Origin of the sequence: Sciscionella marina DSM 45152, from assembly GCF_000379465.1 — a bacterium.
Taxonomy (GTDB): Bacteria; Actinomycetota; Actinomycetes; order Mycobacteriales; family Pseudonocardiaceae; genus Sciscionella; species Sciscionella marina.
Genome location: NZ_KB905392.1, coordinates 624,346 through 644,775, shown reverse-complemented (window position 1 = coordinate 644,775; position 20,430 = coordinate 624,346). Strand labels below are relative to the sequence as shown.

The following is a 20,430-nucleotide window of genomic DNA, read 5'->3' as shown; positions in this document are numbered from 1 at the left end:
TCAGTCCTGCCGGTCGAGCTCCCCGAGCGCGGCCTCGTGCAGCAGGCCGTTGCTGGACAGGGCCGAGCCGTTGTCGTAGCGCGGCTGCCCGGAGAGATCGGTGAACCGGCCACCGGCCTCGGTGACGATCACGAACAGCGCGGCGAGATCCCAGGGGTTCACGATGGGTTCCGCGGCGAGGTCGATGGCCCCCTCCGCGACGAGGCAGTGCGACCAGAAGTCCCCGAGTGCCCTGCTCTGCCAGCACGCCCCGGAGAGCCGTTGGTAGGCGGCGAGGCTGTGGTGTTCGCGCCAGGTGGTGAATTCGGTGGTGGACAGGTAGGCATCGGCCAGCGCGCCGACCCCGGACACGGTGATCCGCCGGGTGCCACGGTGATCGCGCACGAAGGCGCCCTGTCCCTTCGCCGCCCACCAGCGGCGGCCGAGCGCGGGGGCGCTGGCCACGCCCACGACCGGTTCGCCGTCCTCGAGCAGCGCGATCAGGGTCGCCCACACGCCGACGCCCCGGGAGAAGTTCTTGGTTCCGTCGATCGGGTCGACCAACCAGCAGCGGCCGGTGCCGACGGTGCCGCCGCGTTCCTCGCCCGCCACCCCGTCACCGGGACGGCGCTCGGCGATCCGTGCCCGGATCAGGTCCTCGACCGCGATATCCGCATCGGTGACCGGGGTCCGGTCCGGTTTGGTCTCGACACGCAGGTCGACGGCGGCGAACCGGGCGAGAGTGTGCTCGTCCGCGGCCTCGGCGAGCTCCAGGGCGAGGGTCAGGTCAGCGGTTGACATGAGGGCAATCCTCGCAGGGCTACGATCGCAGGCGTGAGCGCACTTCCGGGAACGACGTCATGAGTGTCGTACTGCTCGCCGAGGACGATCCGGCGATCGCCGAACCCCTGGCCCGCGCGCTGCGCAGGGAGGGGTACCAGCCGGAGGTGGTCACCGAGGGAGACGTGGCACTGGACCGTGCCTCCGGCGGTGGGATCGACCTGCTCATCCTCGATCTCGGGCTGCCGGGTGTGGACGGCCTCGAGGTGTGCCGCAGCCTGCGCTCGGCGGGCGTGGGGATTCCGGTGCTGATGCTGACCGCGCGCGCCGACGAGGTGGACTTCGTGGTCGGCCTGGACGCCGGGGCGGACGACTACGTGGCCAAACCGTTCCGGCTGGCCGAACTGATGGCGCGCATCCGGGCCCTGCTGCGCCGCAGGGCACCGGAGACGATCGAGGCCAACGGGGTGCGCATGGATCTCTCCGCGCGCCGGGTCACCGTGGACGGGGAGGAGATCAACCTCGCGAACAAGGAGTTCGAGCTGTTGCGGGTGCTGCTCACGCACGCCGGACAGGTCGTCCCGCGCGAAGACATCCTCACCGAGGTGTGGCACGCGCCCGAACTCAAGGGCTCCAAGACCCTGGACATGCACATGTCCTGGCTGCGCCGCAAACTCGGGGACGGGCACCCGCGTTCTGCCGAGCGGCGGATCGCGACCGTCCGTGGCGTCGGATTCCGGTTCAACGCGGACTGATGCGCCGACGGATCCTGCTCGCCACCCTGTTCACGGTCGCGGTGACCGGGCTCGCACTCGGTATTCCGCTCACCCTGAGCATGGTCACCGTCGTGGAGACGATCTCCCGCCAGCAGCTGGCCAGCAAGGCTCAGCAGATCGCCACCACCCTGGACGACGATCTCGCCGACGGGCGCCCGCTCAACCTGGCCAAGTTCCAGTACGGCGCGCCGGACGGCGGGCGGATCGTGGTCCGGACGCAGGCGCGCACGCTCGAATTCGGGGCCGACCCCGGGGCCGATCCGATCGAGGAACGGATTCCCCTGGTGCGCGGCGGCTCGGTGCGGCTGATCGCGCCGTCCGGGCCGACACGGGACGAGCAGGTGCGGATGGGACTGTTCGTGGTCCTCGTGCTGGTCGGTTCGCTGGCCATCGGCACCCTGGTGGCCAGCGTGACCGCGCGGCGCCTTTCCCGGCCGCTGCGGGATGTCGCCGAACGCGCGGACCGGCTCGGCGCGGGGGATTTCCGGCCGGAGAACCAGCGCTACGGGGTCGCCGAGCTGGACATGGTCGCCGGTGCCCTGGACACCGCGGCGACCGCGCTCAACCGTCTCGTGCAGCGTGAGCGCAACCTGGTCGGGGATGTCTCGCACCAGCTGCGCAGCAGGCTGACCGCGCTGCAGCTGCGGATCGAGGGACTCGTCGACTCCCCGGACGAGGACACCGCGGCGGAGGCGGGCGCGGCCATGGAACAGGCCGACAAGCTCGGCAAGGTGCTCGACGACCTGCTCGCCGAATCCCGGGCGGCACGGGCGAACGAGGCGCGCCCGGTCGAGCTCTCCGAACAGCTGCGCGCGATCGCCGAGGAGTGGCGGCCCGTGGTGCGGGCCTGCGGCGGTTCGCTCGAACTGCGGATCCCCGACGGGCTGCGTGCGGTGGCCACCCCTTCGCGGCTGCGCGAGGCGATCGGAGTGCTGCTGGACAACGCGGTCAAGCACGGCGGGGGAAAGGTGCGGCTCTCCGTTCGCCAGGAGGAGTCCACCGTGGTGGTCCAGGTCAGCGATGGCGGGTCCGGGGTGCCGGACGAGTTCGCCAGGCACATGTTCGAGCGCGGGGTCTCCGGGGGCGGATCGAGCGGGGTCGGGCTGGCGCTGGCCAGAGCACTGGTGGACGCCGACGGTGGGCGCCTGGAGTTGTCCGTGCGCAGGCCGGCCACCTTCTCGCTGTTCCTGCTTGCCCCGCCGCCGCCACCGGAACCACAGGCCTGGCGGACCGCGCCGCGGTGACTCGCGCCGAGAGTGCGTCTGATGACTCCCGTCGCGAGCGGGCCCCGCGCGGCAGGACATGAGTTGTCAGAGGTGCTCTAATCGCGCGCTTCCGGCTCGGGGAACACGAACCGGCGCATCGCCCAGTACCGGAACACCATGGCGATCAGGGTGCCGATCACCTGCGCGGAGATGAAGTCGCCGAGTTCCTGGGCGACCCGGCTCGTATCGGGCACCTGTAGGTCGAGCAGGTAGCGGGAGATCCAGAGCGGCGCCGTGTTCAAGGCCAGTGCGAGCCCGCTGACCAGGAAGAACAGGAAGGCTTCGTGGTGGCGTTCCCGGCCGCCCCTGGTGCGGAAGGACCATTCCCGGTTGAGCACATAGGAGGTGATGGTGGCGACCAGCGTCGCCACGATCTTCGCGGTCACCGGTTTCGGCGCCAGCACCGTGGTCTTGAGGAAGTAGAAGATCGCGGTGTCGATGAGGAAGGTGGTCGCGCCGACCACACCGAACTTCAGCAGTTCACGGTGTTTGAGCAGTACCACGCGCAACGGCTGGGGTATTCGCCGCAGCAGCGCGGAGACCAGCGACACGACGATACGGCGGCGTCAGGCGACCTCGTCGTCGGCACGCACGTGCGGGGAGTCCTCCGGGCGCAGCGCGGAGACGTTGCCCTTGCGGGCGCGGGCGCCCTCCTGCGGGAACACCCACTTGCGGAAGGCCCAGAAGCGGAAGATCGTCTGGATGATCGTGCCGAGGATCCCGCCGAAGATGAAGTCGGCCACTTCCTGGGTCGGCATGGACACGTACGGCGTCTCGAGGTGCAGCACGTACCGGGAGAACAGTGTCGGAACCACGGTGAGGGCGACGGCGAAGCCCGCGATGATGAAGAACAGGGCCGCCTCGTGGTGCCGGTCCCGGCCGCCCCTGGTGCGGAACGACCATTCGCGGGAGAGCACATAGGACACGATCGTGGCCACGATCACGGCGATCACCTGTGCGGTGACCGGCTTGGTCGCCAGGATCGTCCACTTCAGGCCGTACCACACGACCATGGTGATGACCCAGCAGATCCCGCCGACAATGGCGAATTTCAGCAGCTCACGGTGCTTGATGAGCAGTGAGCGCAGCGGTTGCGGCGTCTTGGCGAGAACGGTTTCCACGAAAGCCACGCCGGACAGCGTATCCGCCAGCGAATCCGGGCGCGCACGCACCTCCGGTTATTCCGTGTGTCCGGGCACCGTCACGTAGTTCCCGCCGGCGTTCGGCGCGCTGCTCGGGCTCGGTGTCGGCGTGGGGCGTGCCGGGGCGCTCGACGGGGGAGTCGCCGGGTGTGTCGTCGGCCGCTGCGGGTGCGATGGGTGCTGTGGCCGCTGCGCGGAGCTCTCCGAGGGCCGGGTGGTGCTCGGTTTGTCCGGCCGGGTGGTGCTCGGCGGGGTCGGCTCGGTGCTCGACGAGGGTCCCGGGGTGGGATCCGGCGTCTGCTCCGGGGGGTGCGTGGGCTTGGTGGGCTCGGGGGGCTCCGAGGGGATCGGCCACACCGGCGGATCCAGCGGCCGGTGCACGTAGACCCGCGCGGTGTCGGTGGCCTGGCCGATCCGTGCCTTGCCGTTGATCACCACGGTCTGCAGCACCGCGAACGGCACCAGCACGGTCATCCGCGCGGACTCGCCGGGACGCAGCTCGTCCCTGGTCACGCAGACGGTCTGGGTGAGCCCCGAATCGCAGTGCATCGAGCCGAGCTGCAGCGGGCGCAGGCTGCCCTTGTCGTAGCGGAGGTACCCGTGCTTGGTGGTCTCCCCGGTGTTGGTCACCCGCATCGCGACGATCGGCAGCCGCAGGGGGTCGAGGTCGAGCTGGCGCATACGCAGTTCGACGCCGTCCTCGGGCAGCGGTTTGACCTTGACCGGGACCCGCACCTTGACCGGAACCGTGGTGCCCGAGTTCACCGTTCCGGTCACCACTCCGCCCTTGGCATCGCGGTCCGCGGTGAGCCGGAACAGCATGGTGACCTTCTCGCCGGGCTCGAGTCCGCGCTGCGTGGTGCACTCGACCGTGCCCGTCCCGCCGGGACAGTGCACCGTCGAATCGTCCTTGGCGGGCGCGTCGAGCGCGAAGGCCTTCGGTCCGCCCGCTCCCTGGCCGCCGCCGATCGCGCGGACCCCTGGCGGCAGGTTCAGCTTCGTGTCCACCGGTTCGGATTTGCCCGCACCGGTGTTGGTCACGGTGATCGGCACATCCACCGCGGGACCGCCCGGTTCGAGCGAGATGTCCGCGCCCGGGCCGGCCGCGGTGACCTTCGGCTCGCCCGGTTTCGGCGGCTGCGCCGGTGGAGCGGGTTGCTGTGGTGGCTGCTGTGCGGGCGGTTGCGCCGCGGGCGGCTGGGGTGCCTGCGGTGGTTGCGCGGGTGGCGGGGCGGCGGGTGGCTGTGCCGGAGGGGCCGCGGGAGGTGCCGGTGGCGCGGGTGGTGCCGGGGGGTTCGGTGCCGCGGGCGCGGCCGGTTTCGGCGGCTGCTGGGCGGGTGCCGCCGTGGGGATCTGCTGCGGACCCGAACCCGCGGTCATGGCCACCGCGACGGCAGCGGCCACCGCGGCGGTACCCACGCCGACCCCGATGAACTGGCGCGGCATGGCGGCCGCGGCACCGGCTGCCCCGCCGGCGCTGGAGGCCGCGCCGACCGCGGTCGCGGCATGGGCGGTCGTGCTGCCCGCGACGGCCAGGTAGCCCGCGGCCGCTCCGCCGAGCACGAGCGGGGCCAGCACCGCGCGCAGTGCGCCGTTGACATCGGCGAGTTCGGCGGCGAGCGCCCGGCACTGCTCGCATTCGTCGAGATGCGCCTCGACCTGGGCGGTCTCCCGTTTCGCCAGCCCGCCCCTCGTCCAGGCACCGAGCCGGTCCACGGTGGCGCGGCAGCGGTCCTCACCGGTCTCGGCGAGATGCACCTGCAGATAGGCCTGCCGCAATCCCTCCCGGGCGCGGTAGGCGAGCGCGGAGACGCCGTTCGGGGAGATCCCGAGGATGGTGGCCACCTCGGAGGCCGAGGAACCCTCCACCTCCATGTGCCAGAGCACGGTCTGCCAGCGTTCGGGCAGCCGCGCGAAGGCCCGCGCGGCGAGCGAGCGGTCCAGCCCGGCGACCGCGGTGTCCGAGAAGGGCACGCTGATCGAGTCCGCGGGTGCTCCGCTCGTGGTGACGTCGTCGGTGTACTCGACCTTGCGGTCCCGCCTCGTCTTGTCGTAGGCGGTGTGCCGCAGGGAGGTCAGCAGGTAGGCGCGGAACGCCGTGTCCGGGCCGTTGCCCGCGCGCAGCGTGTCGAGCACCTTGGCGAACGCCTCGGACACCAGGTCGTCGGCCTCGGCCGGAGAGCGGGAAACCTGCCTGGCCAGGTTGTAGGCGGCAGCGACGTGCCGCTGGTACAACTCGCCATAGGCCGTGGTGGACCCATGGCGGACCGAGTTGATCAGCTCGGCATCGCTCGGGCCGCTGGCCTGGGCCGGAACGGTCGACACGGTTCTCCTCTACTGCGTTCCACTGTGGGCAACAGTGTGACGGACGAGTTCGTGCTCCGTCACGCCACCTCGCAAAGTTCTCCCGAACGTGAGTGAATTCTTTTCAGCGGACCCGCGTCATGATCAACACCGTCGTGCGTCACCCTTTCGCGAACGACACCGGCCACGGAGCTCCGTGGACACGATGGGGAGGACAGAACACAAGTGGGATTGCGCGAAGCGGGCCCGCGGCCTTCACGCGACGGCCTGGCCGCAATCGTGCGCACATTGCGTTCGCACTGGCGCACGACCAGCCTCGCGGCGGGCTGGCCGTTTCCCAGTGAATGGGCGCTCCCCGAGGTCGACAAGCTCTGTGTCGCGGCGAGCAAGGACGAGGATCTGCTCGGCCCGGCAGCTGAGTTCGCCCGGGCGCGGGCGAACACGGGGGCCGGACTCGCCGAGACGCTCTCCGACCTGGCGGCGTTGCACACGGTGCTGCGTGCCCCTGGCGGGCTCGACGTGGATCTCGAGGTCGATCCGGACGAGTTGCCCACTCGACTGCTCCGGGCGACCGCGGTGGCCTGGGCGGATGTGGCGGTGCGCGAGGCGACCAGCATCGAGGTGTGCGACGGGCTCACCGGCCTGGCCACCCCGGCCTATCTGCGCACCAGGCTGCGCGAGGTGTACGCCGAGTGCGAACTGCACGGGAGCACGGTGACCGGGGACTACGTGCTGGTGCTCGTCGGGGTGGAACTGGACGGCACCGAGGGCTGGTCCCGGTTCGCCGCGCTGATCCTGCTCGCCGATGTGCTGCGCGGGGTGTTCGACGGCGGGGAGACCCTCGCGGTACTCGGCCCGTGCACGGTCGCCGCCCTGGCCAGAAGGGACGAGCGGCTTTCGCTGAACGCGGCGAGCGTGCGCTGGCTGGCCGCGGACCGGTTCGGAGTGGATCCGCATCTGCGGGACCGGCAGCCGCGGGTGTGGCAGGAACGCCTGCCGCGCACCCATGAGGCGGCCTGTGCGCTGCTGCGCCAGCTCGGCAGGGGGTGACTCCGCTGCTCAGGCCGCCTTGGCGAGCTCCTTGCGGGCCTTCTTCAGCGCGAGCACCGGGCACTTCTTGCAGCGCGACTTGGACCGGCAGCATTTCTTCTTGACCTTGCCTGCCTTGGTCCAGAGCCTCACCGTCTCCTGCGGCGTGGCGCCGAGCTTCTTCTTGCCCATCGGCTCGACTCCTCAATCCCTCGGGTGATCGGCCGCGTTTCACCGAGAGGATGGCATAGGTAAGGCTAACCTGGCCAGTGTGGCCGGAGATGAGTGGTGATCGGCACGTATACTGAGTGGGGCCACCCCGTGGGGGCAGGCCATCGTCCGAAATTTCTGAGTAAGCCAGCGAATTCACCGGGGAGTACTCGCGTGTCCACAGCAACCGTGTCCACCGCGCACCAGGCAGCGGATGCCGACATCCGCACCGACCTGCGCAATGTCGCCATCGTCGCGCACGTCGACCATGGCAAGACCACGCTCGTCGACGCGATGCTGCGCCAGTCCGGTGCCTTCTCCGCGCGCACCGAACCGGTCGACCGGGTCATGGACTCCGGTGAGCTCGAGCGGGAGAAGGGGATCACGATCCTCGCCAAGAACACCGCGGTCCGCCGCGTCACCGAGCAGGGTGACGTGGTGATAAATGTCATCGACACCCCGGGGCACGCCGACTTCGGCGGTGAGGTGGAGCGCGGACTGTCCATGGTGGACGGGGTGCTGCTGCTCGTGGACGCCTCCGAGGGGCCGCTCCCACAGACCCGGTTCGTGCTGCGCAAGGCGCTGGCCGCGAACCTGCCGGTGGTGCTCGTGGTGAACAAGGTGGACCGGGCGGACGCGCGCATCGCCGAGGTGGTCGAGGAAACCCACGACCTGCTGCTCGAACTGGCCGCCGAGAGCGAGAACACAGAAGGTGCCGGCAGCATCGACGTGGCCGCGGTGCTCGACCTTCCGGTGATCTACGCCTCGGCCCGGGAAGGCAGGGCGAGCCTCGAGGCGCCCGAGGACGGCAATGCGCCGGACAACGAGAACCTCGACCCGCTGTTCGAGGTGCTGCTCGAGCACGTGCCCGCCCCCCGCGGGAACGCGAACGCTCCGCTGCAGGCGCTGGTCACCAACCTGGACGCGTCGAACTTCCTCGGCCGGATCGCGCTGTGCCGGATCTACGCCGGGACCCTGCGCAAGGGCGAGTCGGTGGCCTGGTCCCGTGCGGACGGCTCCACCCAGCGGGTGCGCATCTCCGAACTGCTGGTCACCGAGGCGCTCGACCGGGTGCCCGCCGAGCAGGCCAGTGCGGGTGACCTGGTGGCCATCGCCGGGATCCCGGATATCACCATCGGGGATTCCCTCGTGGATCCGGAGGACCCGAAGCCGCTGCCGCGCATCACCGTCGACGAGCCGGCGATCTCGGTCACCATCGGCGTGAACACCTCGCCGCTGGCCGGGAAGGGCGGCGGCAAGAAGCTGACCGCGCGGATGGTCAAGGCGCGGCTGGATCAGGAACTGATCGGTAACGTCAGCGTGCAGGTCCTGCCCACCGAGCGCCCGGACATCTGGGAGGTGCGCGGGCGTGGGGAGCTGGCGCTCGCGGTGCTCGTGGAGCAGATGCGCCGGGAGGGTTTCGAGCTCACCGTCGGCAAGCCGCAGGTGGTCGAGCGGATCATCGACGGCAAGCGGCACGAGCCCTACGAGTACCTGACCATCGATGCCCCGGAGGAGTACCTGGGCGCGATCACCCAGCTCGTGGCCGCGCGCAAGGGGCAGCTGGAGACCATGGGCGGGCACGAGTCCGGGCGGGTGCGGGTCGAGTACGTGATCCCGGCGCGCGGGCTGATCGGGTTCCGCACCGAATTCCTCACCGAGACCCGTGGCGCGGGGATCGCCAACCACGTGTTCGACTCCTACCGGCAATGGGCGGGCGAGTTCCGCACCCGGCACTCGGGCTCGCTGGTCGCCGACCGGGCGGGCCAGATCACGGCGTACGCGATGATGCAGCTCGCCGACCGCGGCTCCTTCTTCGTGGAACCCGGCTGGCAGGCCTACGAGGGCATGGTGGTCGGGGAGAACCCGCGGGCCGAGGACCTGGACATCAATATCGCGCGGGAGAAGAAGCTCACGAACATGCGTTCCTCGAGCGCCGATGAGCTCGAGCGCCTCGCCCGGCCGCGCAAGCTCGGCCTCGAGGAGGCCCTGGAGTTCTGCTCCGGCGACGAGTGCGTCGAGGTCGGCCCGGAGGTGATCCGGGTGCGCAAGGTGATCCTGCCCGCGACCGAACGCGCGAAGGCCCGCTCCCGCTCGAAGCAGGGTTAACGGTCAACGCGCGAAACTCCCCCACGCGGGGTGTCGATCCTCTGCCGCTCCGTTCGACGCACCGGTAACAGTGACCGGAACCGGATGAACGGAGCATGAGGATGGATATCGGGATTCTGCGGGAGAAGGCGACCGGACCGGATGCGCGGAGCTGGGTGCTCGCCGCGTTTCGCGTGGTCATCGCGCTGCTGTACCTGCTGCACGCGCTACTCGGCCTGTTCGGTCTGTTCGGCGGCGTGGACGGCCACGGCGGCGCGATCGAGGCGTTCACCTTCGACTGGTGGGTGATCCTCGTGCAGCTGGTCACCGCGGTTCTCCTGGGGATCGGCCTGGCGACCCGCCCGGCCGCGGTGCTCTGCTCGGGCATGATGGCCTACGCCTACTTCACCGTGCACCAGCCGGTGGGACTCGCCCCGCTGCAGAACATGGGGGAGCCCGCCGCGCTGTACTCCTGGTGTTTCCTGCTGCTCGCGGTGTTCGGCCCGGGCGCCGCCGCGCTCGGTGGGTGGCTGCGTGTGCGCGGCGGCACCCGGGCGGTGGCTCAGCGGTCGAACAGCCCGGAGTACCCGTTGAGCGCGGGCTGACCACCGAGGTGGGCGTACAGCACCGTGCTGTCCGGCCCGATCTCGCCGCGGCGCACCAGTTCGATCAGCCCGGCCATGGACTTCCCCTCGTAGACCGGATCCGTGAGCATCCCCTCGGTGCGCGCCGCGAGCCGGATCGCCTCCAGGGTGGTTTCGTCCGGGATGCCGTAGGTGCCCGCGTGGTAGCGCTCATCCAGGACGACCTCCTGCTCGAGGCGGGTGTCCAGCAGCGTCGCGGTGTCCTCGGCGATCCGGGTGATCTGCGCGCGGGTCTGTTCCGGTTTGGCCGAGCCGTCGATGCCGATCACCCGGCGCCGCGGTCCGCCGAGCGCGGCGAACCCGGCGAGCATCCCGGCCTGGGTGCTGCCGGTCACCGAGCACACCACGATCGTGTCGAAGAAGACGCCGAGCTCGCGTTCCTGCCCGGCGAGTTCGGCCGCCCAGTTGGCGAATCCGAGACCGCCGAGCGGATGATCCGAGGCACCGGCAGGGATGGCGTAGGGGACCCCGCCGGAGTCCTCCACCTCACGCAGCGCCTGCTGCCAGCTCTCCCGGATGCCGATGTCGAAACCGGCCCGCACCAGCCGCACATCCGCCCCGGCGATCCGGCTGATCAGGATGTTCCCCACCTTGTCGTAGACCGCGTCCGGCCAGTCCACCCACTGCTCCTGCACCAGAACGCAGTTCAGCCCGGCATGCGCGGCGACCGCGGCGACCTGACGGGTGTGGTTGGACTGGACCCCGCCGATCGAGACCAGCGTGTCGCAGCCCTTGGCGAGCGCGTCCGCGAGCAGGTACTCGAGCTTGCGGGTCTTGTTGCCGCCGTAGGCGATCCCGGAATTGCAGTCCTCCCGCTTGGCCCAGATCCGGGCCCCGCCGAGGTGATCGCTGAGCCGGTCGAGCCGGTGCACCGGGGACGGTCCGAACAACAAGGGGTGGCGGGGAAACTCGTCGATGCGCATGCCGTGCAGGCTACGCACGGGCCGAGGCGGCGGCCGTACACGCGCTCTGGCAGGCTTCGAACACGATGAGAACCGGGCACCGCAGATCGAGGCTACGCGTGGCGTGCGTGTTGTTCGCCGTGCTCGGCCTGCTCGCGGCGTGCACGAACTACCCACCACCGCCCCTGGTCTCCGCTCCGCCGAAACAGCACAGCGCGGCCGAACCGACCGATCTGGACCAGGTGGTCTTCGGGGTGGACCGGTTCGGCAAGGGGTTCAACCCGCACCGGATCGCCGATCAGTCCACGCTGACCACCGCGCTGGCCACGGGAATGCTGCCGTCGGTGTTCCGCCCGGCCGCGGACGGCAGCCCGCAACTGGACCGCACGGTCATGGAGTCGGCGGAGGTGACCTCGGCCGATCCGTTCACCGTCTCCTACACGATCCGCACCGACGCCGCCTGGTCCGACGGGGTTCCGGTGCGCGCCGAGGACTTCCTCTATCTGCGCGACCAGATGATCAGCCAGCCCGGTGTGGTTAACCCCGAGGGGTACCGGCTGATCACCGATATCGGCACCGAGGACGGCGGCCGGGTGGTCCGGGTGCGGTTCGCCAAGCCCTATCCCGGCTGGCGTTCGCTGTTCGACAACCTGTTGCCCGGGCACATCCTCAAAGACGCGCCGGGCGGCTGGGATTCCGCGCTCAGCGACGGTTATCCGGCATCGGCGGGCCCGTACATGCTGGGCAGCCTGGATCGGGGCCGCGGCGAGATCATGCTGGACCGCAACGACCGCTATTGGGCTCGCCCGTCCGGGATCGGGCACATCATGATCCGCCGTTCGGGCATCGACGACGCGGTGAGCGCGCTGCGCACCGACGACTCGCAGCTGGCAGCGGTGAGTTCGGACAGCGGTACCGCGAAGGCACTGGCCGGACTCGGATCAACGGCCCGCACCGTGGCGCTGCCCAGGGACGCGGTCGCCCAGATCGACCTGCGCCCGGTCGGCCCGCTCGCCGATGAGCGGGTGCGCACCGCCGTCGCCGCGGCGCTCGACCGGACGAAGCTGATCAAGGCGGGCGGCGGGGACCGTTCGGCCCGCGCCGATGCGCTCACCCTCGCCCCTTCGCAGCCCGGATACCGCTCGACCATGCCCGGGGACGCCCCCGGGGCGCGGCCCGCGTACGCGACGGTGCGCAGCAAGCTGAGCTCGGCCGGGTACCGCGAAGGTTCCGGGACCTGGTCGCTGCCCACGATCACCGTGGTCGCCGCCGCCGGTACCGAGCCGTATCTGAGCATCGCCAAGGAGGCCGTCAGCGAACTCGAGAAGGCGGGTATCCCGGCGAAGCTGAGCACCCCGGGCGCCGAGCAGCTCTACGGTTCGCTGCAGGCCGCGGACGAGAAGGATCAGGCGCAGCTGCTCGTCGCCCCGCGCACCACCGGCAGCGACCCGGCGAGTGCCCTCGCCGGCTGGTACGGCTGCCCGGGGAACCAGCCGGGCACGAACACGCCGTACCCGGACAACCCCGGACAGGTCTGCCTGCGTGATCTGCAGCCGCGGATCGACAAGGTGGTGCGCGGGGACGAACTGCTCGCCGATGCGCTGCCCGGGATCGAGAAGGGGATCTGGCAGCGAGCCCTGGCGATCCCGCTGTTCCAGGTGACCGATCTGCTCGCGATCCGGTCCGGGATCGAGAACGTGGGAACCGATCCGGCCGCGGTCGCGCCGTTCCCGAGCGCGCCGGACTGGAAGCGCAGCCGGCGCTGAGATCGCGGGCACGCCGACGCCGGAGTGGTCACGGGCAGTAGGCTTGCGGCGTGACCTTGACCGATCCGAGACGACTACTGCTGGTGCACGCGCACCCGGATGACGAGAGCATCTGGACCGGAGGCACGATCGCCAAGTACGCCGCCGAAGGTGCGCACGTCACCGTGGTGACCTGCACGCTCGGTGAGGAGGGCGAGATCATCCCGGACGCCCTCGCCGGTCTGGCCGCGGACCGGGCCGATCAGCTCGGCGGTTACCGCATGGGCGAACTGCGCTCGGCCTGTGCCGCGCTGCGCGTCACCGAGCACCGCTACCTCGGCGGGATCGGGCGCTGGCGGGATTCGGGCATGGTGGGGGATCCGGCGAACGAGCATCCGCGGTGTTTCGTGCGCGGTTCCTTCGACGAGCAGGCCGCCGCGCTCGCCGAGGTGATCGCCGAACTGCGCCCGCAGGTCGTGATCGGCTACGACGCGATCGGCGGTTACGGGCATCCGGACCACATCCGCGCCAGCGAGATCGCGATGGCCGCGACCGGGGAGGAATCCGGGGTGGCCCGAGTGTTCCACACGGTGAACTCGCGCGCGGAGACCGAGGCGGGGCTGCGCGGGCTGCGCGAACTGGCCGGACTGCCGTACCGTCTGCCGGCCGAGGACGAACTGCACCTCACCGAGGACGAGCGGATCGACGTGGCGGTGGACGTCACCAACCACATTCCGGCGAAACTGTCCGCGCTGCGGGCACACGCCACCCAGGTCTCGGTGTGGCAGGGCAGTGGGGCAGGGGAGTGCAGCTACGCCCTGTCCAACGGGATCGCCGCGCCGGTGCTCGGTTCGGAGTTCTACGTGCTCGCCAAGGGAGACCGCGCGGGACTGGACGGTGACCTGTTCGGTGGCCTGTCATGAGCGAGAAGCTCGCCGTCCGGTTCGAGTTCGGCCTGCTGCTGCTCGACTCCGTGCTGCTCGCCCTGCTCGAACTGTTCTTCCTGCCGCTGCGCGCCGGGGTGATCCCGCTGCCGGTGACCGCGCTGCTCGCCGCAGTGACCCTGCCGCTGCTGGTGCGCAGGGCCGCAGCCCTGGTGCCGACCACGGTCGGCGCCGCCGCCCCGCTGCTGGTGTGGCTGGGCGTGGTGCTCGGTGTCGGGCTCACCGGTCCGGGCGGGGACCGGGTGCTCATCCAGGACTGGCGCGCCCTCGCGCTGCTCGCCCTCGGTCTGCTGCCCGCCGCCGTCGCGCTCGGCGGGGCGCTCGGGAACGCGGTGCGTGCTCGTGGCTGAGGCGATCCCGGATGCCGCGATCGTGGGGGTACTGCGCCCGTTCGTGCGCGCCTGCGCCCCGCTGATCGACCGGCTGCGCGAGGCCGACCCGTTCGGTGCCCGGGTGGCCGACCGGCTGGCGCGGGTGCACATGCCGGGCACCGAGGCCTGGCGGGCGATGACCCCGCGGCGGCGTACCGACTGGTGGGTCAACCGGGTCGGCCGGTTCACCACGATCGTGGCGGCGATCCCGGGCCTCGGTGGCGCGCTCGCGCAGCGCTTTCCGGTCACCGATGCGGTCGGCGCCGCCTCGCAGGGGCTGCTGCTGTGCGCGATCGCCGGGGAACACGGCATCACCGACACCCCGACCAGGGTGCGGCTGCTCGGCTCGGTGCTGTTCGGCCGCGAGATCAGTGCCGAACTGGCCAGCGGGCAGCGGCACGACGAGGACGAGCGCACCGCGGAGCTGCGGGAGGGGACCGAACACCGTGCCCCGGTGCGTACCGCGGCCCGCGCCGTCTACCGGCTGGGCCGCGCGCTGCTCGCTGCGGGTGCCGAACTCGAACGCCGGCCACGCGGCCGCTGGTATCACCGCGCCGTCGGGCTCATCCCCGTGGTGGGGGTGCTCGGTGGCTATCTCGGCGAGCGTTCCGGGCTCAAGCGGGCCTCCCGGAAGGCGCTGCGCTGGATCGAGCGCAATCACGCCTGATCAGGTTAGTGTTGGCGTATGTCCATCAAACGACAGGACGAGCGGCACAACGGCGACACCGTCAAGGAGCTCAAGGAACTCTTCGACAATGAGGAGACCGAACAGGGCAAAGAAGGCGCGCCGCGGATGCGCATCGTCGGGGACCTGCGCACGCCGCCCAAGAAACCACACGGCTAGGCGGCGGCGGGTATCCAGTACCGGTACCGGTGGTGCTCGTGGTAACCGAGACCACCGTAGAGCCGCAGCGCCGCGGTGTTCGCCGTGTCCACCTGGAGCACGCAGTGCCGCGCGCCCTGCTCGGCTCCCCACCGGTACAGCGCGCCGAGCAGGCCCTTGGCCAGTCCGCGGCGGCGTTGCTCCGGCGCCACCGCGAGCCGGGCGATGTGCAGCAGTTCGCCGTGCACCGCGGCGCGCGCCACGGCCAGCGCCGCGTCCCCGTCCTCGATGAGCCCGTACCCGGTGCGCGGATAGCCGGTGAGCACCTGCCGCTGCGCGGGATCCGGTCCGGTGGCACCGATCGTGAGCGGCCACCAGGTCCGCGGCGGTTCCGGGTGTACCCCGCCGAGGACCGCACCGGAGCTGAGCGGGCCGAGCAGTACCACGACCCCGGAGTCCCCGCAGTGCTCCGGGTCGGTGCGCCAGCCGAGGGCACGCAGCTCGGGTTCGACCGCGGCGCCGGCGATCACCTGGAGCTTCGGCGCGAGGCCGTGCCCGGAGTAGAACGCGCGCACCCGCTTCAGCGCTGCCCCGGTGGGCATCCCAGGGCTCCCGAGGACGAGCGCGGTGTTCGCCCGCCCGGTGAATCCGCCCGCCGCGCGCAGCCGCCACCGGCCGAGCGGGCGTTCCTGAACGGCGGGCCACATGTCGGCACAGGCGGATTCGATGGTCTCGGCGTGCACTCTTCGTCCTGCTCCTGATCGGTTGTCCGGCCCTGGAAGGGGGTCCTTACCGACTGTGAGCCAGGGCACCGTAGTTGAATAGGCGGTAGCCACGAGAGTATGACTTCGCACCGGACGCGTAGTCTCGCATCTGTGCGAACCCGACAAGCAGGAGAGTTCAAGTGACGTACGTGATCGCCGAGCCCTGCGTTGACCTCCTCGACAAGGCCTGCATCGAGGAATGCCCGGTCGACTGCATCTACGAAGGCGCCCGGATGCTCTACATCCACCCGGACGAGTGCGTCGACTGCGGCGCCTGCGAGCCGGTGTGTCCCGTCGAGGCGATCTACTACGAGGACGACGTGCCCGACCAGTGGGCCGCGTACACCAAGGCGAACGTGGACTTCTTCGACGAGCTCGGTTCCCCGGGCGGCGCCTCGAAGGTCGGCAAGGTGGACAAGGACGTCGAGCCGGTGACGAGCCTCCCGCCGCAAGAACACGACGAATGAGGCTGCCGGACTTTCCCTGGGACAGCCTCGTCCCGCACCAGCGCACCGCGGCCGCGCACCCGGACGGGATCGTCGACCTCTCGGTCGGCGCTCCCGTCGACGAGGTGCCCGCGGTGCTCCGGGAAGGCCTGCAGGCCGGGGCGAACCTGCCCGGTTACCCGGCCACACACGGCACCCGCGAGCTGCGCGAGGCCGCGGTAGCCGCGCTGCAGCGCCGGTTCGGCATCACCGGCCTCGGGCAAGATGCGGTGCTCCCGACGGTCGGCTCGAAGGAGCTCGTCGCCGGGTTGCCCGCCCAGCTGGGGCTCGGCGCGGACGACGCCGTGGTGATCCCGGGGCTCGCCTACCCGACCTACGAGGTGGGGGCCTGCCTCGCCGGGGCGGATGTGCTGCGTGCCGAGGACGTCACCGCGCTCGGTGCGGTACGGCCCGCGCTGGTGTGGCTGAACTCCCCGGCGAACCCGACCGGACGGGTCGCGGGCGTCGGGGAACTGCGGGCGGCCGTGGACTGGGCGCGGGACCGCGGCGCGGTCGTCGCCTCCGACGAGTGCTACCTCGGCCTGCCCTGGGAGTCCGAACCGGTCTCGGTGCTGCACCCCGAGGTGTGCGGTGGCGACCACACCGGACTGCTCGCCGTGCATTCGCTGTCCAAGACCTCGAACCTCGCCGGATACCGGGCCGGGTTCGTCACCGGGGACCCGGAACTGGTCGCCCGGCTGCTGGAGATCCGCAAACACGCCGGGCTGATCATGCCGCATCCGGTGCAGCACGCCGTGCTCGCCGCGTTGCGCGATGATGAGCACATCGCGCAACAGCGGGAGCGCTACCGGGCCCGCCGCGAGCGGCTGTGGAAAGCACTCACCTCGGCGGGCTTCGAGATCACACACTCGGCCGCGGGCCTGTACCTGTGGGCGAGCGCGGACGAGAACGCCTGGCGGACCGTGGAGCGCCTGGCCGGACTGGGCATTCTGGTCGCGCCCGGCACCTTCTACGGGCCGAGCGGGGACCGGCACGTGCGGGTGAGCCTGACCGCGAGCGATGAGCGCATCGAGGCCGCGGCCGGACGGCTGTCCTGAGCGATCCCTTCGGCCCCTGGGAACCGTGCACCCCGGAGGAACTCTCCGAGCTGCTGCGCCCGCTGCGGGTGCCGTGGTGGATCGCGGGCGGTTACGGCATCGAGCTCGCCGTGGGCCGTCCGCTGCGCGCGCACGGGGACATCGACGTGCTCCTGCTGCGCCGCGATCAGAGTGAACTCCCTCGCCTGCTCGGTGACTGGGAGCTCTGCGCCGCCGACCCGCCGGGAACCCTGCGCCCGTGGCGGGAAGGGGAGTGGCTCGGCCCGCGAGTGCACGACATCTGGTGCCGCCGTCCGGGCGGGCCATGGCGGATCCAGGTCATGCTCGACGAGTCGGATGGCGCCGACTGGGTTTCCCGCCGGGATTCCCGGCTGCGCAGGAACAGTGCCAGGCTCGGCGCGTGGACCGCGCAGGGCATTCCCTATCTGGCCCCGGAAATCGGGCTGTTCTACAAGGCGCAGCGGCCACGGGCACGGGACGAGAGCGACTTCGCCGCGGTCGCGGGATTGCTCGGCCCGGCCGCGCGGGGCTGGCTGGCCGGGGCCATCGTGGCGAACTACGGCGCAGGCCATCCCTGGCTCGCGCCGCTGCGCCAGGTCTAGCGGCGCTGTCTAGCGGCGCCGGTAGCGCACGGTGGCCACGACGATCAGCACGACGCCGATCAGGATGAACAGGCCACCGAACACGCCGACCCCGTACTCGGCCTCCGTGCCGCCGGTGACCTGACCCTTGGCCAGGAAGACGAGCGCGGCGATCCCGATGGCGATCGGGAGCAGGCTGCTGAGCACGGCCCGGGCGGGATGGCGCGGCCGGACCGGGGTGGGAACACGTCCGCCGTAGTGCGCCTCGTACGGGTTCTGCCCGGCCGGTGTTCCCTGCTGCGGCGGTGCCTGCTGGTACGGGTTCGGTGCGTTGTTGTCGTACGGGTTGCCCGGCTGCGGATTCGGCTGGCCCATGGCGGGAAAGCCTAGCCGGTGCTGCGGGCGTTCAGGCCGCGGTGGACGAATGTGGTGAGCAGTTCGATCCCCTCGGCGCGGGAGACCGTGCCACCGAATCCCGCGCTGCGCTGCCAGCTTTCCTGGAACTGCGCGCACATGTCGTAGATCGCGCTGATCACCGCGGTCGGTTCCCCGGGCAACTCGCCGCCCGCCGCGGTGACCGCGCCGAGGTGGCCGAGCAGATCGCTCTGCTGCTCGCTGATGAGTTCGCGCAGCCGGATCCCGAACTCCTCGTTGATCAGCGAGGCCTGCTCGAGCGCGGCGAGCAGGTCCGCGTTGGCCTCGCTGAAGTCCCACCAGGCCACGATGTGCCAGCGGATGGCCGCCGGATCGGTGAAGTCCGAGCTGTGCCCGGATTCCGGATCGAGGACCCGGTCATCGCCCTCGTCGAACAGATCGGTGAGCAGCGCCGAGAGCACTTCTTCCTTGCCGCGGAAGTGGTTGTAAAAGGAACCCGCCGCGCGGCCCGCGGCCGCCGTGATGTCGGTGATCTTGGTGTTGAGGTAGCCGCGCTCGGCGAACACCCGCCGCGCGGCCTGTTTCAGTGCGGCCTCGGTCTGCTCGGCCCGAACCTTCCGGCTTTCCATTTGACGCGAGCCTAGCAGTCGGGCATGCTGAATATTAATTCACTGAATATAGATTCACTAGGAGTTGACGTGTCCCAGGTTCTCATCGCCGGCGCCGGTCCCACCGGGCTCACCGCGGCGATCTCCCTTGCCAGAACCGGATGTTCGGTGCGGATCGTGGACGCGGCCGAGCGTCCGTTCAACGGTTCGCGCGGGGACGGGCTGCAGCCGCGGACTCTGGAGGTCTTTGACGATCTGGGGGTGGCGCCGCGGGTGCTGGCCGAGGGCGGGCCGCCGCTGCCCACCCGCGTCTACCTTGGCGGCGTGCTGACCGGGGAGCAGGAGCTGTTCCCGATGCGCGAGCCCACCGCCGCGCTGCCCTATCCGACCGGGTGGTTCTGCCCGCAGTTCCACACCGAGCTGATCCTGCGCGAGCGGCTCGCCGAGTTCGGGGTGCGGGTCGAGTTCGGTACCGCGCTGACGGAGTTTTCCCAGTCACCGCACGGTGTTTCGGCCGTTCTTGTACACAGTGGACAGTGCGAGGAATTCGAGGCCGACTACCTCATCGGCGCGGACGGCGGGCGCAGCGTGGTCCGCAAACAGCTCGGCATCGGGTTCGCGGGCACGACCCGGGAGGACTTCCGGATGCTCCTCGGCGATGTGCGCGCCGAAGGGCTGGACCGTTCGGCGGCGTACTGGTTCGCCCCGTCCGAGGACCCGATGGGCGGGGTCGCGCTCACCCCGTTGCCGGGCACCGAGTTGTTCCAGTTCGGCGCCCCGCTCGATCGCCAGGTCGACGAACCGGGCCTCGAGCAGCTGCGCGAGGCGCTCGCCGCCGCGGGTGGCACGGCCGAACTGTCCGGGTTGACCTGGAGCACCGTGTGGCGGCCGAACATCCGGATGGCGGAGCGGTTCCGGGACGGGCGGGTGTTCCTGGCCGGGGACGCCGCGCACGTGCACCCGCCGACCGGCGGGCAAGGCCTGAACACCGGGGTACAGGACGGGTACAACCTTGGCTGGAAACTCGCCGCGGTGCTCTCCGGCGCGGATCCGGTCCTGCTGGACAGCTACGAGGCCGAGCGGTTGCCGATCGCGCGCCAGGTCCTCGAACTGTCCACCGGGATCATGGCGAAGTACGAGAACGGCGAGGACGACGCCCTCGAACGCGGCGAGGATGTGCAGCAGCTCGGGCTCGACTACCGGGACAGTGTCCTGTCGGTGCAGCACGGTGTTCCGCTCGGCGAACTGCGCGGGGGCGACCGGGCACCGGATGGCCTGCTGGTGACCAAACACGGGGAGCGGTTGTTCGACGCGTTGCGCGGGCCGCATCCGCTCGTGCTCGGCTTCGGAGTGGAGGTGGACACACTGGGCGAGCACGCCTACCGCGTGGACGGCGAACTCCCGCACTATGCGGCGCAGCACGGAGCGGTGCTCGTGGTTCGCCCGGACGGCTACCTCGGTTATGTGGGTACTTCGGCGGACGAGGCGGGCAAGTACCTGCGCTGGATCGCGCCGAATTCCTGAGTCTTGCGGACATTCTCTGTCCGCAAGTCGGCA

Annotated in this window: 23 protein-coding genes; 14 read left to right on the top strand and 9 right to left on the bottom strand. The window is 70.7% G+C overall.

From position 1 onward, the window contains the following. The gene (gene hisN / locus A37U_RS0120155) at window positions 1-780 is read right to left on the bottom strand and encodes a histidinol-phosphatase (RefSeq protein WP_020498476.1); all 780 of its coding nucleotides are present in this window, start codon (window positions 778-780) and stop codon (window positions 1-3) included. 59 nt (window positions 781-839) lie between these two features. Here hisN and A37U_RS0120150 point away from each other — a divergent pair, with 59 nt between their 5' ends. Both A37U_RS0120150 and A37U_RS0120145 read left to right on the top strand, forming a co-directional pair. Beyond that, window positions 840-1,514 (top strand): response regulator transcription factor, encoded by a 675-nt coding sequence (locus A37U_RS0120150; RefSeq protein ID WP_020498475.1) that lies wholly within the window; start codon window positions 840-842, stop codon window positions 1,512-1,514. Then, window positions 1,514-2,779 carry an ATP-binding protein gene (locus A37U_RS0120145; protein ID WP_020498474.1) on the top strand — a complete coding sequence of 422 codons (1,266 nt, stop codon included), beginning with the start codon at window positions 1,514-1,516 and terminating at the stop codon, window positions 2,777-2,779. The genes A37U_RS0120150 and A37U_RS0120145 overlap by 1 nt, the downstream gene beginning before the upstream one ends. Window positions 2,780-2,856: 77 nt before the next feature. On the opposite strand, the gene A37U_RS0120140 is transcribed toward A37U_RS0120145, so the two are convergent. Genes A37U_RS0120140 through A37U_RS44375 form a run of 3 tightly spaced genes read right to left on the bottom strand, consistent with a single transcriptional unit; the run spans window position 2,857 to window position 6,267 of the window. Then, entirely contained in the window at window positions 2,857-3,351 is a 495-nt protein-coding gene (locus tag A37U_RS0120140; protein ID WP_020498473.1) for a GtrA family protein, read from the bottom strand. Window positions 3,352-3,366: 15 nt separating this feature from the next. Beyond that, the gene (locus tag A37U_RS44380; protein ID WP_240437617.1) at window positions 3,367-3,930 is read right to left on the bottom strand and encodes a GtrA family protein; all 564 of its coding nucleotides are present in this window, start codon (window positions 3,928-3,930) and stop codon (window positions 3,367-3,369) included. Window positions 3,931-3,978: 48 nt separating this feature from the next. Then, complete coding sequence (locus tag A37U_RS44375) at window positions 3,979-6,267, bottom strand: sigma-70 family RNA polymerase sigma factor (protein WP_020498471.1); 2,289 nt, start codon at window positions 6,265-6,267, stop codon at window positions 3,979-3,981. A 204-nt stretch (window positions 6,268-6,471) separates the two neighbouring features. Between A37U_RS44375 and A37U_RS0120125 the strand changes: the two genes are divergently transcribed. Next, entirely contained in the window at window positions 6,472-7,296 is an 825-nt protein-coding gene (locus tag A37U_RS0120125) for a hypothetical protein (protein WP_020498470.1), read from the top strand. A 9-nt stretch (window positions 7,297-7,305) separates the two neighbouring features. On the opposite strand, the gene A37U_RS52640 is transcribed toward A37U_RS0120125, so the two are convergent. Further along, window positions 7,306-7,467 (bottom strand): hypothetical protein, encoded by a 162-nt coding sequence (locus tag A37U_RS52640; protein WP_020498469.1) that lies wholly within the window; start codon window positions 7,465-7,467, stop codon window positions 7,306-7,308. Window positions 7,468-7,659: 192 nt separating this feature from the next. Here A37U_RS52640 and typA point away from each other — a divergent pair, with 192 nt between their 5' ends. Together typA and A37U_RS0120110 are read left to right on the top strand one after the other, a co-directional pair. Then, window positions 7,660-9,594, top strand: a complete 1,935-nt coding sequence (gene typA / locus A37U_RS0120115; protein ID WP_205622959.1) for a translational GTPase TypA — start codon at window positions 7,660-7,662, stop codon at window positions 9,592-9,594. Window positions 9,595-9,695: 101 nt separating this feature from the next. Further along, complete coding sequence (locus A37U_RS0120110) at window positions 9,696-10,178, top strand: DoxX family protein (protein ID WP_020498467.1); 483 nt, start codon at window positions 9,696-9,698, stop codon at window positions 10,176-10,178. Here A37U_RS0120110 and A37U_RS0120105 read toward each other — a convergent pair. Then, complete coding sequence (locus A37U_RS0120105; protein WP_020498466.1) at window positions 10,136-11,140, bottom strand: 1-aminocyclopropane-1-carboxylate deaminase; 1,005 nt, start codon at window positions 11,138-11,140, stop codon at window positions 10,136-10,138. The two genes, A37U_RS0120110 and A37U_RS0120105, sit on opposite strands and share 43 nt — an antisense overlap. A 98-nt stretch (window positions 11,141-11,238) precedes the next feature. Between A37U_RS0120105 and A37U_RS0120100 the strand changes: the two genes are divergently transcribed. The 5 genes from A37U_RS0120100 to A37U_RS51665 are packed head-to-tail and all read left to right on the top strand — an operon-like array spanning window position 11,239 to window position 15,023. After that, a complete protein-coding gene (locus A37U_RS0120100; RefSeq protein WP_020498465.1) occupies window positions 11,239-12,885 on the top strand; it encodes an ABC transporter family substrate-binding protein in 1,647 nt (548 codons plus the stop codon). Window positions 12,886-12,935: 50 nt separating this feature from the next. Next, window positions 12,936-13,787, top strand: coding sequence for an N-acetyl-1-D-myo-inositol-2-amino-2-deoxy-alpha-D-glucopyranoside deacetylase (mshB, locus tag A37U_RS0120095; RefSeq protein ID WP_020498464.1), 852 nt, complete (start codon window positions 12,936-12,938; stop codon window positions 13,785-13,787). After that, window positions 13,784-14,158 (top strand): hypothetical protein, encoded by a 375-nt coding sequence (locus A37U_RS0120090; RefSeq protein WP_020498463.1) that lies wholly within the window; start codon window positions 13,784-13,786, stop codon window positions 14,156-14,158. Before mshB ends, A37U_RS0120090 begins: the two co-directional genes overlap by 4 nt. Continuing rightward, window positions 14,151-14,846 carry a hypothetical protein gene (locus tag A37U_RS0120085; protein WP_026197405.1) on the top strand — a complete coding sequence of 232 codons (696 nt, stop codon included), beginning with the start codon at window positions 14,151-14,153 and terminating at the stop codon, window positions 14,844-14,846. Before A37U_RS0120090 ends, A37U_RS0120085 begins: the two co-directional genes overlap by 8 nt. Before the next feature lie 18 nt (window positions 14,847-14,864). Then, the gene (locus A37U_RS51665; protein ID WP_020498461.1) at window positions 14,865-15,023 is read left to right on the top strand and encodes a hypothetical protein; all 159 of its coding nucleotides are present in this window, start codon (window positions 14,865-14,867) and stop codon (window positions 15,021-15,023) included. Here the strand turns inward: A37U_RS51665 and A37U_RS0120075 are convergent. Next, window positions 15,020-15,745 (bottom strand): GNAT family N-acetyltransferase, encoded by a 726-nt coding sequence (locus A37U_RS0120075; protein WP_020498460.1) that lies wholly within the window; start codon window positions 15,743-15,745, stop codon window positions 15,020-15,022. The two genes, A37U_RS51665 and A37U_RS0120075, sit on opposite strands and share 4 nt — an antisense overlap. Before the next feature lie 161 nt (window positions 15,746-15,906). On the opposite strand from A37U_RS0120075, the gene fdxA reads away from it, so the two are divergent. From fdxA to A37U_RS0120060, 3 genes are read left to right on the top strand one after another with little or no spacing between them, the layout of a single operon-like run. Further along, window positions 15,907-16,233, top strand: a complete 327-nt coding sequence (gene fdxA / locus A37U_RS0120070) for a ferredoxin (protein ID WP_020498459.1) — start codon at window positions 15,907-15,909, stop codon at window positions 16,231-16,233. Then, window positions 16,230-17,309 carry a succinyldiaminopimelate transaminase gene (gene dapC, locus A37U_RS0120065; protein WP_020498458.1) on the top strand — a complete coding sequence of 360 codons (1,080 nt, stop codon included), beginning with the start codon at window positions 16,230-16,232 and terminating at the stop codon, window positions 17,307-17,309. The genes fdxA and dapC overlap by 4 nt, the downstream gene beginning before the upstream one ends. After that, window positions 17,306-17,911, top strand: coding sequence for a nucleotidyltransferase domain-containing protein (locus A37U_RS0120060; protein WP_026197404.1), 606 nt, complete (start codon window positions 17,306-17,308; stop codon window positions 17,909-17,911). The genes dapC and A37U_RS0120060 overlap by 4 nt, the downstream gene beginning before the upstream one ends. 9 nt (window positions 17,912-17,920) lie before the next feature. Here the strand turns inward: A37U_RS0120060 and A37U_RS0120055 are convergent, their stop codons facing one another. After that, window positions 17,921-18,265 (bottom strand): YidH family protein, encoded by a 345-nt coding sequence (locus tag A37U_RS0120055; RefSeq protein WP_020498456.1) that lies wholly within the window; start codon window positions 18,263-18,265, stop codon window positions 17,921-17,923. Between the two features lie 11 nt (window positions 18,266-18,276). Then, window positions 18,277-18,894 carry a TetR/AcrR family transcriptional regulator gene (locus A37U_RS0120050; RefSeq protein WP_020498455.1) on the bottom strand — a complete coding sequence of 206 codons (618 nt, stop codon included), beginning with the start codon at window positions 18,892-18,894 and terminating at the stop codon, window positions 18,277-18,279. 69 nt (window positions 18,895-18,963) lie between these two features. On the opposite strand from A37U_RS0120050, the gene A37U_RS0120045 reads away from it, so the two are divergent. Next, window positions 18,964-20,397 carry an FAD-dependent monooxygenase gene (locus A37U_RS0120045; protein WP_020498454.1) on the top strand — a complete coding sequence of 478 codons (1,434 nt, stop codon included), beginning with the start codon at window positions 18,964-18,966 and terminating at the stop codon, window positions 20,395-20,397. The last annotated feature ends 33 nt before the right edge of the window (window positions 20,398-20,430 follow it).